Source organism: Streptomyces sp. NPDC046727 (assembly GCF_040645635.1).
Taxonomy (GTDB): domain Bacteria; phylum Actinomycetota; class Actinomycetes; order Streptomycetales; family Streptomycetaceae; genus Streptomyces.
This window is the reverse complement of the sequence record NZ_JBEYYR010000003.1, coordinates 241,246-255,859: the sequence shown is the minus strand read 5'-3', so window position 1 is coordinate 255,859 and position 14,614 is coordinate 241,246. Positions and strand designations below refer to the sequence as shown.

The following is a 14,614-nucleotide window of genomic DNA, read 5'->3' as shown; positions in this document are numbered from 1 at the left end:
CGTCAGCCGCTCCGGCGCACTCCGGGCGACACGGTGAGCCGGGACACCGCCCAGAAGACGGCGAGGGTGGCGAGGGCGAGGCCGGCGACGAGGGTGGCGCCGCCGACGACCTTCTCGTAGTCCTTCTGGTAGAGGCCGTCGATGATGTAGCGGCCGAGGCCGCCGAGGCTGACGTAGGCGGCGATGGTGGCCGTGGAGACGATCTGGATGGCCGCCGTGCGCAGACCGCTGAGGATCAGCGGGAGCGCGACCGGCAGCTCCACCTGGAGCAGCACGCGCGCCTCGGCCATCCCCATGCCCCGGGCCGCGTCCACCGGGGAGGGGTCGACGGAGCGGACCGCCTCGTAGGTGGTGACCAGGATCGGCGGTACGGCGAGCACGACGAGCGGGATCATCACCGGCAGCATGCCGAGGCCGATCCAGATGAACATCAGGATCAGCAGGCCGAAGCTGGGCAGCGCCCGGCCGGCGGTGGCGAGCAGCGCGAGCGCGTTGCCGCCGCGGCCGTAGTGGCCGGTGAGCAGGCCGACGGGCAGCCCGATCACGGCGGCGATCAGGAGCGCTTCCAGGGAGTACGTGACGTGCTCGGCGAACCGGGTGGGGATGCCGTCGTAGCCGTGCCAGTGGGCGCTGTCGTTGAAGAAGGCCTGCGCGAAGTCCAGGACGTTCACCGGGTGGTCCCCTTCCGTGGCATCCAGGGGGTGAGGAGGAGACGGACGAGGACCAGCACCGCGTCGGCGAGGATGCCCAGCACCCCGATGGTCAGCACCGCGTTCACGGCGAGGGCGGGCCGGTGGTAGGTCTGGGCGTCGTACAGCATGTTGCCGAGGGCCCCTTGGTTGCCGATCAGCATGCCGACGCTGACCAGGGAGATGCTGGAGACGGTCGCCACCCGCAGGCCGGCGATGATGGCGGGTACGGCGATGGGCAACTGGACCTGGAAGTAGCGGCGTACGGCTCCGAAGCCCATGGCCTGGGCGGCGGCGAGGGTCTCCGGGGGCACCGAGCGGACGCCGTCCACGATCGCCGGGACCAGCACCACCAGGCTGTAGAGCGCGAGCGGGATCATCACGGTCGTCTCGCTCTGCCCGAAGTAGTCGATGAGGACGACGAAGAAGGCGAGCGAGGGGATGGCGTAGAGCACGGTGGTGATGCCGAGGACGGGCGGGTAGATCCAGCGGAACCGCACACACAGCTGGGCGATCGGCAGCGAGAGCAGCAGCCCGGCCAGCACCGGCAGCAGGGCCTCGCGCAGATGGAGCCCGACGAGGCCGAGGTAGCTGTGCTGGAGGTCGCTCGGGAGGTCGAAGAAGCCGCTCATCGCCCGGCCTTCGCGTCGGCGTGCTCCGCCACCTTGCTGTGGGCGGCCCGGATCGCCTCGCCGATGACCTGCTGGGAGACGACACCGACCGCACGTCCCTCGCCGTCCACCGCGACCGCCCATCCGGTCGGCGAGAGGACGGCGCCGTCGAGCGCGGTGCGCAGCGAATCGGTGCCGGGCACGAACGGACGCCCGTGGTCGAGGAGTCGGTCCCGGTCGATGGCGCCGGCGGTGAGCCGGTCCGGTTCGCTCCAGCCGAGCGGCCGGCCGTCGAGGTCGGTGACGAGGAGGAAGGGGGCCGCCGAGGCCCGGGAGGCGATCCGGTCGGCGTCGGCGTCGATCGGGACGATGGGCGCGGTCTGCAACTCCAGTCCGGCGGAGGGGAAGAAGGAGAGCCGGCGGATACCGCGGTCGGCGCCGAGGAAGTCCTCCACGAAGGAGTCGGCGGGTGCGCTGAGCAGTTCGGCGGGCGGGGCGAACTGGGCGAGCCGGCCGCCGGTGCGCAGCACGGCGACCTTCGTGCCCAGCTTGATCGCCTCGTCGATGTCGTGCGTGACGAAGACGATGGTCTTGCCCAGCTCGTCCTGGATGCGCAGGAGTTCGTCCTGGAGCCCCTTGCGGACGACGGGGTCGACGGCGGAGAACGGCTCGTCCATGAGCAGCACCGGCGGGTCGGCGGCGAGCGCGCGGGCCACGCCGACGCGCTGCTGCTGGCCGCCGGAGAGCTGGTACGGGTACCGCTTGGCGAGCGCGGCATCGAGGCCGACGCGCTCCATCAGCTCGGCGGCCCGGGCCCGGGCCTCCTGCTTGGGCCGGCCGAGCAGGCGGGGCACGGTGGCGATGTTGTCGAGGATGGTGCGGTGCTGGAAGAGACCGGCGTTCTGGATCACGTACCCCATCGACCGGCGCAAGGTGTTGACCGGCTGCTGCCGGATGTCCTGGCCGTCGAGGAGGATGCTGCCCTCGCTGGGCTCCACCATCCGGTTGATCATCCGCAGGGTCGTCGTCTTGCCGCAGCCGGAGGGCCCGACGAGGACGGTGATCGCACGGTCCGGTATCTCCAGCGAGAGCCGGTCGACCGCCACCGTGCCGTCCGGGTACCGCTTCGTGACTGCATCTATCCGTATCAAAACGCCGCGTACCCTTCGGGTCCGACCGATCCTGGCTGACGCGGGGAGAGTCTAGACCGCAAGTGTTTCCGTACTTTGGCGGGAGCGCGCGGAATCGCCCCCGCGGCATCCGCCTACCATGGGTGACGTGTCGTCACTTGATGATCGCGATCAGCAACTGGCACTGCTGTGCGGCCAGTTGCCCGCCCTGCGCAGACTGCACCAGGGCCCGGTCGGCGCGGCGCGGCGGAGAGTCGTCGAGCAGGCCCTCCGGGCCGCCCGGGCGGGCGAACCGATCGAGCCGCACCTCGCCGAACTGGGCCTGCTGGCCGATCCTTGCGACGAGGACGGGGAGTCGGACTTCCGCTCGTCCCGGCCGACCCTAGTCGCCGACGACGGGCCGCACACCGTGACCGGGGCGCACGTCTGCCCGCGCGGAGTCTGCGCCCGGCGGGAGCGGCGGCGGGTGAACCAGGAACTCCCGGTGTGCGAGGTGTTCGACCTGGCCCTGCGTTTCGACGCCGAGAGCTGAGCGGGGCCGGTCGTGCTCACGGGGCTCGTCACGGACGTCGGCCGGAAACTGGCCGAGCGGTGGGCGGCGGCGCTGGTGCTGCCGGGGCTGGTCTTCACCGCGCTCGCGGCGACCGGCCTGGCTCTGGGCCAGCGGCACTGGGCGGACCTGGAGCTGCTGCGGCACCGGCTCCGCGCCCTGACCGCCGGCGGATCGGGTTCCACGCGGACGGCGGTACTGCTGCTCGCGGTGCTGGCCGCGTCCTTCGCCGCCGCGCTGCTCGCCGACGCGCTGGCCGGACCGTACGAGCGTGCGCTGCACGGAAGTTGGCCGCGCCCGCTGCACCCGCTGGCCCGCAGGCTCACCGAGCGCCGGCAGCGCGCCTGGGACAGCCGTGACGCGGCCTGCACGGCGGCCCGGAACACCGGCGCGCTGGCCGAGCGGGAGGCCGAGCGGAACGCGGTCGCCCTGGTCCGGCCGGAGTGCCCCACCTGGACCGGCGACCGGATGCGTGCCCCGGCGACCCGGATCCGGCTGCACTACCGCATCGAACTCGCCGACGTCTGGCCCCGGTTGTGGCTGCTGCTGCCGGACACCACGCGGCTGCCGCTGGCGGAGTCCCGGCAGCGACTGGACGAGGCGACGCGGCTCGGCGGCTGGGCGGTGCTGTACGCGCTGCTGGGCGCGGTGTGGTGGCCGGCCGCGCTGGCCGGGGCGGGCGCGGGCCTGGTCGCCTGCCGACGCGTCCGCGAACGAGCCGAGGAATACGCCGAGTTGGTGGAGTCCGCCGTGGACGTCCACCTCCCCGACCTGTTCGACCGCTTCGACGAAGAGACCCACCCGATACGCCCGACCCTCGGCCACACCATCACCGAACACTTCCGCAAGGGCGCGGGGGCACGCCGGCGGTGACGGGGGAAGGGGCGCGGGGTACGGGGGTGCCGGAGGCGGGCGGCAGTGGCGTGGTGCCGGCCCGTGGGTGGAGGGGTGGGGCTCCAGGAGGCGGGACGCGGGTGTGGCGTCGGGGGCAGAGGTGCGGGGCGGGGCTTCGTGGGCAGATGCGGGGGGTGACTCCGTGAACAGAGGCGCGGGGCGGGCCCCGTCGAGAGGGATGCCGGGCGCGGCTTCGCGGACAGGGGTGCGGAGCGCGGCTCCGTGGACAGGGGGTGCGGACCATGGTGACGGGCAAGGTACCGGGGCGGGAGCCGGCCGGGGAGGACGGGTGGGGCGAGCGGGAGCGGGAGCGAGAGCCAGGAGGTACAACTTCGCAGGCCCACCGGGAGCAAGGGCCGGCCGGTGTCGGTCGGGAGGGGCTGTTACGGGTTGTCCGGGATCGGTTGGACCGGGTCGGTGGGCCGGGTGGTGCCGCGCTGCTGCATGCCGAGGACGCTCGCGTCGAGATCGACGGGCTGCTGCGTCACCTGGTGCTGGCCGACGTGGACGGCGGGCCCGGTGTGGATCAGGAGGTGGCGTACACGCTCGGCGTGGCCCTGCTGGTGCGCGGCAGTGACCGCGGCGACGCCGGTGCGGCGGACGTCCGTATGGGCGTGCTGCTGCTCGGCCCCTTCCACTTCCATCTGCCGGGCACCCCGGACGTGCTGCCGCCGCCGTTGCGCGCCGGGATCGACGAGCTGCTGGGTACCGGTCGGCCCGACGATCCCGAGGCCGCCGTACAGGAGCATGCCGCGGCGCTGACCAACCTCGGCTTTCTGCTGCTGGAACTGGGCACCGGCCTCGCCTGGCCCGAGGCGCTGGAGACGTGCGCCGTGCTGACCCGCGGAGCCCTGCCGCATCTGGCGCCGGAGGGCCCTGACCGGGCGGTAGCCGGCTGCAATCTCGGGTCCGCGCTGCTGATCCTCAGCGGCGTGCCCGGCGGCACCGGGCCGGACCGGCTGGACGAGGCGGTCGAGGTGTTCCGCACCGCGTTCGCCGCCACTCCCCTCGATCATCCGAACCACGCCCGCTGTGCCCACGGCCTCGCCTCGGCGCTGCTGGCCACCGCGGCGAAGACCGAGGACCACACCCTGCTGCCCGAGGTGATCGAGCTGCTGCGGGCGGCGACCCGCACCGCCGGCCCGGACGACGGCAACGCGGCGCGGATGCACTCCGATCTCGGTTACGTCCTCACCCTGCACGCCCAGGGCACCGAGCGGGAGGAGGCCGTCGCCGCGCTCCGCCGCGCCCTCGACCTGACCCCGGCCGAGGACCACGACGAGGTCCGCACCCACCTCGACCGGCTCTCCCGCGCCACGCTGATCGGCCTCCCCCGGGCAGACCCCGCCCGCGCGGCCCGACTCGCCGCGGACGCCGCCGAGGCGTTGCGCCGGCTGCTCGACCTGACGCCGGAGGGCCACCCCGAGCGGGAGGACGTCCGGACACGGCTGGCCGCCAACCTGATCGCCGCGGGCCGGCACCAGGAGGGCTTCGGCCTGCTCGCCGCCGCCGCGCCGATGTTCTCCGGGGACCCGGAGCTGTTGCGCCAGGCCGCGGCGGAGCTGCGTGACGAGGTCATCGGGCCGGACGTGCCGGCCGCGACGGCCGGGCTTCCGCCCGGGCTGCAGGCCGACTCGGACGCCATCGACGCCATCCTGCGCTCGGCGATGTCCGGGGAGGACGGCGGGCACCCCATCGCCGCCGTACTGGACCTGCTCGGCATGGGCCCGCAGGGCGGCGGTGGCGGACGCGGGCAGGAACTGCTCGACTTCGCCAGACTCGTCCTCGGCCACCCGGGGGAGGCATCCCTGGGCGACGTCTTCCACCGGGGCGCGGAGCTGGCGCTGGAGCGCCTCGCCAGGATGCCCGAGGCGGAACGCGCCCAGGCCATCGCCGAGATCCTGCGGGAGGGCACCGCCGAGCCGGCCCCGCCGCGACCGGCCGACACCAGCACCCTGGACGAGATCACGGGCGTCTACGACCGGCTGCTCGCCGCGGCACCGCCGGACTCCCGCGAACACCGTCTGCTGCGGACCGGCCGCTCCACGCTGGTCGTCGCGCGGGCCGCGCACGCGTCGGGCGGCGAGGCGTCCGGGCTGGACCGGATGCGCGAGACACTGCCGCTGCTCCGCGAGCTGTACGAGGGACTGCCGCAGCTGGTGGAGGACGTGGGCCTCCGCTCCGAGCTGTTCGCGGGGCACGCGTCGCTGGCGTTCGCGTACGACTCGCCGTTCGAGCACATCCAGGCCCTGGAGGACGGCGTCCGCGGTGCCCGCCGTGCGCTGGCCGCGCTGACGCCGGGCACCCGGGAGTACGACGACACCCGCGCGACGCTGGCCATGCACCTGTTCACCCGGCACGGGATCTGGTCGGAGGAGGCCGAGTACGCCGAGGCCGAGACCCTCGCCCGGGAGCTGACCGCCGACACCGAACCGGACCTGCGCACCGTCCTTCTGGTGCACCAGTGGGCCTCGGCCGCGCAGAACCGTGTCCAACGTGCGCAGCTGCTGGAGGCGGAACCGTCCGGGGCCGGGCGCTCGCCCAGCCTGATCGTCCGGTTCGCCTCCGACGGCGCCGCCCAGGCACTGGACCGGCACGACCCGGTGGGGGCACTGGAGACGCTGGAGGACGGCCGGGCCCATCTGCTGTCCACCGCGCTGAACGCCCGCCGGGAGCTGGCCGCCCTGCGCGGCGCCGACGCCGCCCTGCACTCCCGGCTGCGGTCCGCCCTGGACCGGCTGCGCACCCTGCGACGGAGCGTGGATCCCGGCCGCTGGCCCGGCCCGGAGGAGCTCGCCGAGCAGCGCGCCGCCGGTGAGCACGCGGCCCGCCTGATCACCGAGTTGCAGCAGCGGCCGGACTTCCGGCGGTTCCTCACCCCGCTGCCGCTCGCCCTGGACGACCTGCGGCCGGCCGCCGCGGAGGGGCCCGTGGTGAGCGTCAACGTCCATCCGCGCCGCTGCGACGCGCTGGTGCTGGGTCCCGACGGACTGCTCCCGGTTCCGTTGCCCGGGCTGGACGCCGCCGGGCTGGCCGCGCAGGCCGAGTCCTTCCGGCTGGCCGTCGACGCGCTCACGGCCGGCCCGCGCGATCCGCTGTTCGCGAGGGCGCGGGAGATCTTCATCGGCACGCTGGCCTGGCTGTGGGACGTACTGGCCGAACCGGTCCTGGACGCCCTGGGGTTCAGCGGGCCGCCCGCCCCGGGCACGCCCTGGCCCCGGCTGTGGTGGTCGCCGTCCGGCGTGCTCAACTCCTTCCCGCTGCACGCCGCCGGGCACCACGGGCCGGGCGCGCCCGCGGGGGCGGCCGTCCTGGACCGGGTGGCCTCCTCCTACACGCCGACGCTGCGCGCCCTGCTGTACAGCAGGGCCCGCCGGCGTGCCGCGCCGGGCCGGCGCGGAGTCCTCGCGGTGGCCATGCCCCGGACGCCCGGGCAGGCGCCGCTGGCCCGGACCGTCGCCGAGACGGAGGCGGCGGTCGCGGCGAGCGGCGGCGGCCGGCTGATCGGGCCGGACGCCACCCGGGCGGCGGTGCGCGGCGCGCTGCTGAACGCAGCCGTGGTGCACTTCGCGTGCCACGCCGACAGCGACCCCGAGGACGCCGCGGCGGGCCGGCTGCTGCTCGCCGACGGCGACCTGCACGTCGGCGAGATCGCCGAACTACACCTGGAGTCAGCCGAGTTGGCGTATCTATCGGCCTGCGGGACGGCCCGCGGCAGCGCCTCGCCGGCCTTCGTCGACGAGGTCATCCACCTCGCCTCGGTGTTCCAGCTGGCGGGCTACACCCAGTCGGTGGCCACGCTCTGGGAGGTCGGGGACGCCTTCGCCGCCGAGGCCGCCGCCGCCTTCCACCGCATCCTGGCCCCGGCCCTGCCGGCGTCCGCCCCGCTGCCCGCGGCACTCGCCCTGCACGACACGGTCCGCGCGCTGCGCGCGGCCCGCCCGGAGCGCCCCTGGACCTGGGGCGCGCTGGTGCACGCCGGCGCCTGACCGGACGGGCGACGGACACCGGGGGCCAGAGAGGTTCAGCGGCTCACCGGCTCCTGCGCCGTCGCGCCCGGCGGCGGTCCCTGCCGGGTGTGCGGCCGGGCCGCGAGGATGGCGACGTCGTCCTCGGCGTGCCGGGCGTCCAGCCGGCCGAGGATGCTGTCCAGGACGGCCTCGACGGTGTCGCCGGCGGCGAAGCGCAGGGCGGCCAGCCGGCCCAGGGAGTGGTCGATGTCCTCGCCGCGGCGCTCCACGAGCCCGTCGGTGAACAGCACGAGGGTCTCGCCGGGCGCCAGCCGGTGGGTGGCCGACCCGTACCCGCCGAGCCCGGTGGCCAGCGGAGGTCCGACCGGCACCGACAGCAGCCTGACCGTGCCGTCCTGGCCGATCAGCGCGGGCGGCAGATGCCCGGCGCTGGCCAGCGTGATCTGGCCCCGGCCGGGGTCGACGCGGGCGAGCAGGCAGGTGGCGGGCCTGCGGTCCTCCTCCCCGGAGGCGATGTCGTCCATCTGGCGCAGCACCCGGTGCGGGGGGAGGTCGGTGGAGGCGATGTAGCGCAGGGAGGTGCGGTAGGCGTTCATGTCGACGGCGGATTCGAGGCCGTGCCCCATGACGTCGCCGACGACCAGCAGGGTCCGGCCGAAGTGCAGCCGGACCGTCTCGCACCAGTCGCCGCCGACCAGCACGCGCCGGCCGGCCGGCAGATAGCGGACGGCGACGTCCAGGTTGGGGTGCGGCCGGCCCGGCTCGGCGAGCAGGGCCCGCTGCAGATCGCCCGCGGTACGGCTGACCTGCTCATACTCCTGGGCGTGCCGGAGGTGGGAGGCGGCGCGCTCGGCGAGCAGGGCGAGGAGTTCGGCCTCCGCCCGGCGCGGCGGGTCCCCGGGCCGTGCCCACACCAGGACGCCGTACCGGTCGTCCCCGCTGGTCAACGCGGCGCACAGGGCGGCTCGGGTGCGGCTGCGGCCCACGTGCTCCAGCCAGGGTTCCGGGGCCGCGTCGACGGCCGGCCGGCCCAGCTCGCGGGCCGCCGCGGTGGCCCATCGGGCGTCGGGCAGCAGGTCGGCGTCCCCGGTGATCGCGTCGTACCCGGAGAGGGTGTCGCCCGTGCGGCGCAGTACGGCGGCGGCTCCGCCGGCCAGCCGCACCGCGGTCCGGGTCAGCTCGGTGCAGGTGGTGGCCGCGTCGAGGGTCGTACCGATCCCGGCCAGCGCCGCGCGCAGGCCGCCGAGCCGCGCGGCGGTGTCCGCCGCCTCCCCGGGGCCGTGCTCCTCCCCGCCGCGGCAGGCATCGCCCAGGCGGCGGTCACCGTCGGTGAGAAGGTGCCTGCGACGGGACCGGATCCACCGCGCCACACCCAACATCCTCACAGAATCTCAAACCGGGGCGATCCGGGCACCAGCCCCGGTCGAAACCCTTGCGGCAGGGCCGCAGGTTCCTCCGCTCAGCCCTCCTCGGGGGCCAGGCGCAGCGAGATGGAGTTGATGCAGTACCGCTGGTCGGTCGGGGTCGGGTAGCCCTCGCCCTCGAAGACGTGCCCGAGGTGGGAGCCGCAGCGGGCGCAGCGCACCTCGGTGCGGACCATGCCGTGGGAGCGGTCCTCGACCAGTTCCACCGCGTCGGTGTCCTTCGGGTCGTAGAAGGACGGCCAGCCGCAGTGCGACTCGAACTTGGTGCCGGAGGTGAACAGTTCGGCACCGCACGCACGACAGGAGTAGACACCCTTGGTCTTCGTGTCCGTGTACTCACCGGTGAAGGCCGGCTCGGTGGCGGCCTGGCGCAGCACCGCGTACTCGGCCGGGTTCAGCTCAGCGCGCCACTGCTCGTCCGGCTTCTCGACGTCGTACGACATCAGTTCTCAGCCCCTTTACTGCGACAGGCGGTCCAGGATCAGCGGGCCCAGGTCGGTCACGTCGCCCGCGCCCATGGTGAGAACGAGATCACCGGGCTTCGCCATTCCCGCGATCACCGCCGGGATCTCCGCCCTGTCGTGCACGGCGGTGACGTCGGCGCCGGCCGCGCGCGCGGCCTCGATGATCAGCTCGCTGGTCACACCGGGGATCGGGTCCTCGCGCGCCGGATAGATGTCCAGGACCACGGAGGCGTCGGCGAGGGCCAGCGCCTGCCCCATCTCCTTGCCCAGCTCCTGGGTGCGGGAGAACAGGTGCGGCTGGAAGACGACGAGGATACGGGCATCACCGGCGGCGGCGCGCATGGCCTCCAGGTCGGCGGTCATCTCGGTCGGGTGGTGGGCGTAGGAGTCGATCACCTGGACGCCGGCCGCCTCGCCCTTGAGCTGGAGGCGCCGCTTGACGCCGGTGTAGGCGGCGAGCGCGGGCGCCAGCTCGGCGGCCGGGATGCCGAGGGCGGCGCCGGCGGTGAGGGCGGCGACGGCGTTGAGGGCGTAGTGCCGGCCCGGCACGGACACCCCGAAGGTCAGCTCCTGCCCGTCGAGCACCACGGTGACCTGGCTCTTCAGGCCCTGCGGGACGATCGACAGCACGCGTACGTCCGCGTCGGCGGCCTCGCCGTAGGTCACCACCCGCACGTCGCGCGCCGTGACGCGCCGGGTCAGCTCCCGGGCGCCCTCGTGGTCCGCCGACACGACCAGGGTGCCGCCCTCGGTGATCCGGTCCACGAACGTCTCGAAGGACTCGTAGATCTCGTCCATCGAGGCGTAGTTGGCGTGGTGGTCCAGCTCGACGTTGAGGACGATGGCGACCTCGGGCGCGTACTTGTGGAAGCTGCGGTCCGATTCGTCGGCCTCGGCGACGAAGATGTCGCCCTCGCCGTGCAGTGCGTTGGAGCCGGGCGCGTCCAGGTCGCCGCCGATGGCGTACGACGGCTTCAGGCCCAGCTCGCTCAGCGAGACCGCCAGCATGGAGGTGGTGGTGGTCTTGCCGTGGGTGCCGGCCACGGCGATGGGCCGCAGGCCCCGCATCAGCGCGGCCAGCGCGTCGGAGCGGTGCACCACCGGGATGCCCAGCTCGGCGGCGCGGGCCAGCTCCGGGTTGTCCTCGCGGATCGCCGACGACACGACGACACAGCTGGCGCCGTCGGCGAGGTGCTCGGCGGCGTGCCCGATGTGCACGGTCGCGCCGAGTGCCCGCAGCGCCTCGGCGGTCGCCGACTCCTTGGCGTCGCTGCCGGCCACCTCGGCCCCACGCTGCGCGAGGATCTTGGCGATGCCCGACATCCCGGCGCCGCCGATGCCGATGAAGTGCGGTCGGTCCATGGCGGTAGGAAGGCCGGGTGCCATGCGTTTCTCCCCAGAGACGGTACGAGCTAGAGCAGGCCTAGCCTATGCGCTGCGGCGCGGGCCCCTTCGCAACGAGGGGCACCGGCACGGCCGACGGGGCGGCACTCCCCCTACACCTTGCTGTGCGAGAAGAGCTTGAGCACGGGCACCCCGACCTTGTGCCGGGCCCGGGAAGCCCAGTCCCGGTGGAAGAACTCCTCCACGTAGTGCGGATCGGTCAGCACGATCACCTCGTCCGCGTCCACGTCGGCGACCAGGGACTTCAGCGCGTCCAGCGGGTGGTCCTCGACCAACCGCCCCTCCGCCTCGCTCCCCGCGGCGTGCAGCGCCTGGAGCGACACGTCGAGGGCCCGCTGCCCCACGCTCCGCGCCTCCTGGCCCTCCGGGGTCTCCCGCTCGCGAACCGCCTCGTCGAGTTCGCCGAGCGCGATGTCGTCGATGGCCCGCAGCAGCCGGTCCGCCTGGTCGCCGCGGGGCTGGAGCAGCACGTGGAAGGAGACGGGCTCGTCTCCGTGCAAGGTGGTGACGAACTCCACGTCGGCGGTCGTCAAGGCCTTCTCGATCATCAGAACGCTTGTGAACACCAGGCGCCTCTTCTCCTTAGAGGGCCCGGCAGGGCCCCTGCGGAAACCATCCTTCCCCGTGATCGCACGGGTACTGCCGCACTAAGTTTGCCCGCCGGAAGCTAACCGGAACGGCAGATTCCGCCGATTTCAGGGCCGACGGTAACGACCGAACAGAAATCCGTCCTCCTCCAGCAGCGACACGAGCGCGAACCGGTGCGGCACGGCGACCGACGGGCCCCCGGCGATGCGCTGCGCGTCCCCCGCGGTGAGCGTCGGCGAGAGGGTCAGGCACAGCTCGTCCAGCACGTCCGCGGCGATCAGCTGGCCGAGCAGCCGGGGACCGCCCTCGGTGAGCAGCCGGGTGTGGCCGAGGTCGGCCAGGGCCCGCACCGCGCGCGCGGGCTCCACACCCCGGCCCTCACCGACGATCACCACCCGGGCGCCGGCCTTCTCGGCGGCGGCGACCCGGTCGGGGGCGGCCGCGGCACCGGTCAGGACCAGCGTCGGCACCAGGGGCGAGGTGAACAGCGGCAGCGTGAAGTCCAGATCCAGGCTCGCGCTGACCACCGCGATCGCCGGAGCCGGGGCCTGTCCGGCGGCCGCGCGGGCCGTGGCGAACTCAGCCCGCGCGCGGGCGGGACGGTACCCCTCCTGCCGTACCGTTTCCGCGCCGACCACGACGACGTCCGCGAGCGCGCGCAGAGTGCCGAAGACGCGCATGTCGGTGGCGCTGGAGATGGGCTGCGAGCGGCCCTCGTGCTGGGCGGCGCCGTCGAGGGAGGAGACCATGTTGGCCCGCAGCCAGGGCCGCGGGGCGCCCGGCGCGGACTCCGGGTAGGCGTAGGCGGCGGCCAGCTCGGCGAGGCTCCACTCCCGGTCCACCAGGGCGTCGGCGCCGAAGGGCCCGTCGACGACCGGACGAGCCCCACCAGCAGCGACACCGGCACCGGCGACACCCTCAGCACCGCCGACCCCAAGCGCACCGAACCCCGCCCGAGCCCCGCAGGCCCCGCCTGCCGCACCCGCCCCCTCTTCTCCCGCATCCGGAGCGGAGCCCCCTGCCCCCGGACCGGCGCCCTCCGCATCCACACCGGAGGCTCCCGCACCCCCGCCAGGGGCCTGGGCTGCTGTTTCTTCGGTCACAGGGAACAGGCGTCGCATGTCGTGCAGTGTGACACGGCGCTTAGCATGGAGAACTGTGTCGTCCTCCACCGCCGCCCCCGGATCCAGCCGTCTGCCGGACGCGGGCCCCATATCCCTGTGCGCGCGTGAGCCGCACGTCCCCGCGGACCGCCTGGTCGCCGAGATGGTGCCGCCCCCGCGCTTCGACTCGGTCCGCTTCGCCACGTACATTCCGGACCCGAACCAGCCCAGCCAGACCGAGGCCGTCGGGGTGCTGGAAGGCTTCGCGGCCGGGCTCGGCGGCGCGCACGCCTCCGGTGCCGGCAGGCGCGGCCTCTTCGGTTTCGGCCGGGCCAAGGCCAAGGCCCCGGCGGGACCGCGCGGGGTGTACCTGGACGGCGGCTACGGCGTCGGCAAGACCCACCTGCTCGCCTCCCTGTGGCACGCCACCCCGGCCGATCCGTCCCGCAAGGCGTTCGGCACCTTCGTGGAGCTGACCAACCTGGTCGGCGCGCTCGGCTTCCAGCAGACGGTCCGGACGCTCTCCGGGCACAGTCTGCTGTGCATCGACGAGTTCGAGCTGGACGACCCCGGTGACACGGTCCTCGTGTCGACGCTGCTCGGCAAGCTGGTCGAGGCGGGCGTGGCGCTCGCCGCCACCTCCAACACGCTGCCGGGCAAGCTGGGCGAGGGCCGCTTCGCCGCCGCCGACTTCCTGCGCGAGATCCAGGGCCTGTCGGCCCACTTCCGCGCCCTGCGCATCGACGGCGAGGACTACCGCCACCGCGGCCTGCCCGAGGCCCCGGCGCCCTTCTCGGACGAGGAGGTCATGAAGACCGCCTACGCCACCGAGGGCGCGTCGCTGGACGACTTCCCGCAGCTGCTGGAGCACCTGGCCAGGGTGCACCCGAGCCGGTACGGCGCGCTGACCGACGGGCTGCGGGCGGTCTGCCTGACCGGCGTGCAGCCCGTGCCGGACCAGTCGACCGCGCTGCGGCTGGTGGTCCTCGCCGACCGGCTCTACGACCGCGAGGTCCCGGTGCTGGCCTCGGGGCTGCCGTTCGACAAGCTGTTCAGCGAGGAGATGCTGAAGGGCGGCTACCGCAAGAAGTACTTCCGCGCGATATCCCGGCTCACCGCACTGGCCCGGGACGCGAAGGGACTGATCGGCGCCTAGCCGGCCATTAGTCGATCAAACCCTCACGGGTCAAGGGCGGATTCACGCCAAGGGACCCGCACTTTTCACTCTCTCTTGTGCGCGTAACGCGCAGTTAACCCTGCAAAGGACTTTGCAGGGTTAACGTGTTTCTTGACCATCCATTGACCAACACTTGGTCTGGACAAGAAGCGTCAACGCGCCGGAGGGAGGCTCATGTTCCGAGGTACGACAGCCCGGACCCTGCTCGCCCTCCTCGGCGCGACGCTGCTCGCGCTCCAGCTCTTCTCTCCCACGCGAACCTTCGCACCCGCGCACACTTTCGGTCAGGCACTGGCCAAGACGGAGACCGGAATTGTCCCCTCCGCGCCTGTGGTGCGCGAGGGGGCGGAGACGGTCCGCGCTCCCGGCCGCACGGGTGAGCCCGTGGGCCTCCCGCATGTGCGTGACCGGCATCGCGGCCCGGCGTCCACCTGGTCCCAGGAGCACCCGCTCATATCCGGCCGGGCGGCCGGTGCGGGCCCCTCGGAGCCCGTCGCCGCCCCGCACGGCCACGCTCCGAGACTCTCCAGAGCCCACACCCCGGCAGCGCTTCAGGTCTTCCGCTGCTGAGGGCCGGGCCGCGCGCTCTTCCCCCCACACAACACCGTT

The 14,614-nt window shown here is 73.8% G+C and carries 13 protein-coding genes; 5 read left to right on the top strand and 8 right to left on the bottom strand.

What is annotated here, in order from left to right; genetic code table 11:
• Positions 1 to 2 precede the first annotated feature (2 nt).
• Genes ABZ937_RS05180 through ABZ937_RS05170 form a run of 3 tightly spaced genes read right to left on the bottom strand, consistent with a single transcriptional unit; the run spans position 3 to position 2,451 of the window.
• A complete protein-coding gene (locus ABZ937_RS05180) occupies positions 3 to 671 on the bottom strand; it encodes an ABC transporter permease (RefSeq protein WP_361685823.1) in 669 nt (222 codons plus the stop codon).
• Complete coding sequence (locus tag ABZ937_RS05175; protein WP_361685821.1) at positions 668 to 1,321, bottom strand: ABC transporter permease subunit; 654 nt, start codon at positions 1,319 to 1,321, stop codon at positions 668 to 670. Before ABZ937_RS05175 ends, ABZ937_RS05180 begins: the two co-directional genes overlap by 4 nt.
• Positions 1,318 to 2,451, bottom strand: coding sequence for an ABC transporter ATP-binding protein (locus ABZ937_RS05170; protein WP_361685819.1), 1,134 nt, complete (start codon positions 2,449 to 2,451; stop codon positions 1,318 to 1,320). The genes ABZ937_RS05175 and ABZ937_RS05170 overlap by 4 nt, the downstream gene beginning before the upstream one ends.
• A gap of 127 nt (positions 2,452 to 2,578) precedes the next feature.
• On the opposite strand from ABZ937_RS05170, the gene ABZ937_RS05165 reads away from it, so the two are divergent.
• From ABZ937_RS05165 to ABZ937_RS05155, 3 genes are all read left to right on the top strand, one after another.
• Positions 2,579 to 2,962 (top strand): hypothetical protein, encoded by a 384-nt coding sequence (locus tag ABZ937_RS05165; protein ID WP_361685817.1) that lies wholly within the window; start codon positions 2,579 to 2,581, stop codon positions 2,960 to 2,962.
• 12 nt (positions 2,963 to 2,974) lie between these two features.
• Complete coding sequence (locus ABZ937_RS05160; RefSeq protein ID WP_361685815.1) at positions 2,975 to 3,853, top strand: hypothetical protein; 879 nt, start codon at positions 2,975 to 2,977, stop codon at positions 3,851 to 3,853.
• 425 nt (positions 3,854 to 4,278) lie between these two features.
• The gene (locus ABZ937_RS05155; protein ID WP_361685813.1) at positions 4,279 to 7,863 is read left to right on the top strand and encodes a CHAT domain-containing protein; all 3,585 of its coding nucleotides are present in this window, start codon (positions 4,279 to 4,281) and stop codon (positions 7,861 to 7,863) included.
• Between the two features lie 35 nt (positions 7,864 to 7,898).
• On the opposite strand, the gene ABZ937_RS05150 is transcribed toward ABZ937_RS05155, so the two are convergent.
• From ABZ937_RS05150 to ABZ937_RS05130, 5 genes are all read right to left on the bottom strand, one after another.
• Positions 7,899 to 9,224: a PP2C family protein-serine/threonine phosphatase gene (locus ABZ937_RS05150; protein ID WP_361685811.1), complete on the bottom strand. Its 1,326-nt coding sequence runs from the start codon at positions 9,222 to 9,224 to the stop codon at positions 7,899 to 7,901.
• Between the two features lie 80 nt (positions 9,225 to 9,304).
• Positions 9,305 to 9,712 (bottom strand): peptide-methionine (R)-S-oxide reductase MsrB, encoded by a 408-nt coding sequence (gene msrB / locus ABZ937_RS05145; RefSeq protein WP_361685809.1) that lies wholly within the window; start codon positions 9,710 to 9,712, stop codon positions 9,305 to 9,307.
• A 15-nt stretch (positions 9,713 to 9,727) separates the two neighbouring features.
• Positions 9,728 to 11,119 carry a UDP-N-acetylmuramate--L-alanine ligase gene (murC, locus tag ABZ937_RS05140; RefSeq protein WP_361685807.1) on the bottom strand — a complete coding sequence of 464 codons (1,392 nt, stop codon included), beginning with the start codon at positions 11,117 to 11,119 and terminating at the stop codon, positions 9,728 to 9,730.
• Positions 11,120 to 11,229: 110 nt separating this feature from the next.
• On the bottom strand, positions 11,230 to 11,703 hold the full coding sequence (locus tag ABZ937_RS05135; protein WP_361685806.1) for an indole-3-glycerol phosphate synthase: 474 nt from the start codon (positions 11,701 to 11,703) through the stop codon (positions 11,230 to 11,232).
• A gap of 129 nt (positions 11,704 to 11,832) precedes the next feature.
• The gene (locus ABZ937_RS05130) at positions 11,833 to 12,570 is read right to left on the bottom strand and encodes a pyrimidine reductase family protein (protein WP_361686120.1); all 738 of its coding nucleotides are present in this window, start codon (positions 12,568 to 12,570) and stop codon (positions 11,833 to 11,835) included.
• A gap of 313 nt (positions 12,571 to 12,883) precedes the next feature.
• Here ABZ937_RS05130 and zapE point away from each other — a divergent pair, with 313 nt between their 5' ends.
• Both zapE and ABZ937_RS05120 read left to right on the top strand, forming a co-directional pair.
• Positions 12,884 to 13,984, top strand: coding sequence for a cell division protein ZapE (gene zapE, locus ABZ937_RS05125; protein ID WP_361685804.1), 1,101 nt, complete (start codon positions 12,884 to 12,886; stop codon positions 13,982 to 13,984).
• Between the two features lie 195 nt (positions 13,985 to 14,179).
• A complete protein-coding gene (locus tag ABZ937_RS05120) occupies positions 14,180 to 14,575 on the top strand; it encodes a hypothetical protein (RefSeq protein ID WP_361685802.1) in 396 nt (131 codons plus the stop codon).
• Positions 14,576 to 14,614 lie beyond the last annotated feature (39 nt).

Bases quoted from the DNA above. Each gene is read 5' to 3' on its own strand.
- ABZ937_RS05175 (WP_361685821.1), bottom strand. From the start codon at position 1,321: ATGAGCGGCTTCTTCGACCTCCCGAGCGACCTCCAGCACAGCTACCTC.
- ABZ937_RS05150 (WP_361685811.1), bottom strand. From the start codon at position 9,224: ATGTTGGGTGTGGCGCGGTGGATCCGGTCCCGTCGCAGGCACCTTCTC.
- msrB (WP_361685809.1), bottom strand. From the start codon at position 9,712: ATGTCGTACGACGTCGAGAAGCCGGACGAGCAGTGGCGCGCTGAGCTG.
- murC (WP_361685807.1), bottom strand. From the start codon at position 11,119: ATGGCACCCGGCCTTCCTACCGCCATGGACCGACCGCACTTCATCGGC.
- ABZ937_RS05120 (WP_361685802.1), top strand. From the start codon at position 14,180: ATGTTCCGAGGTACGACAGCCCGGACCCTGCTCGCCCTCCTCGGCGCG.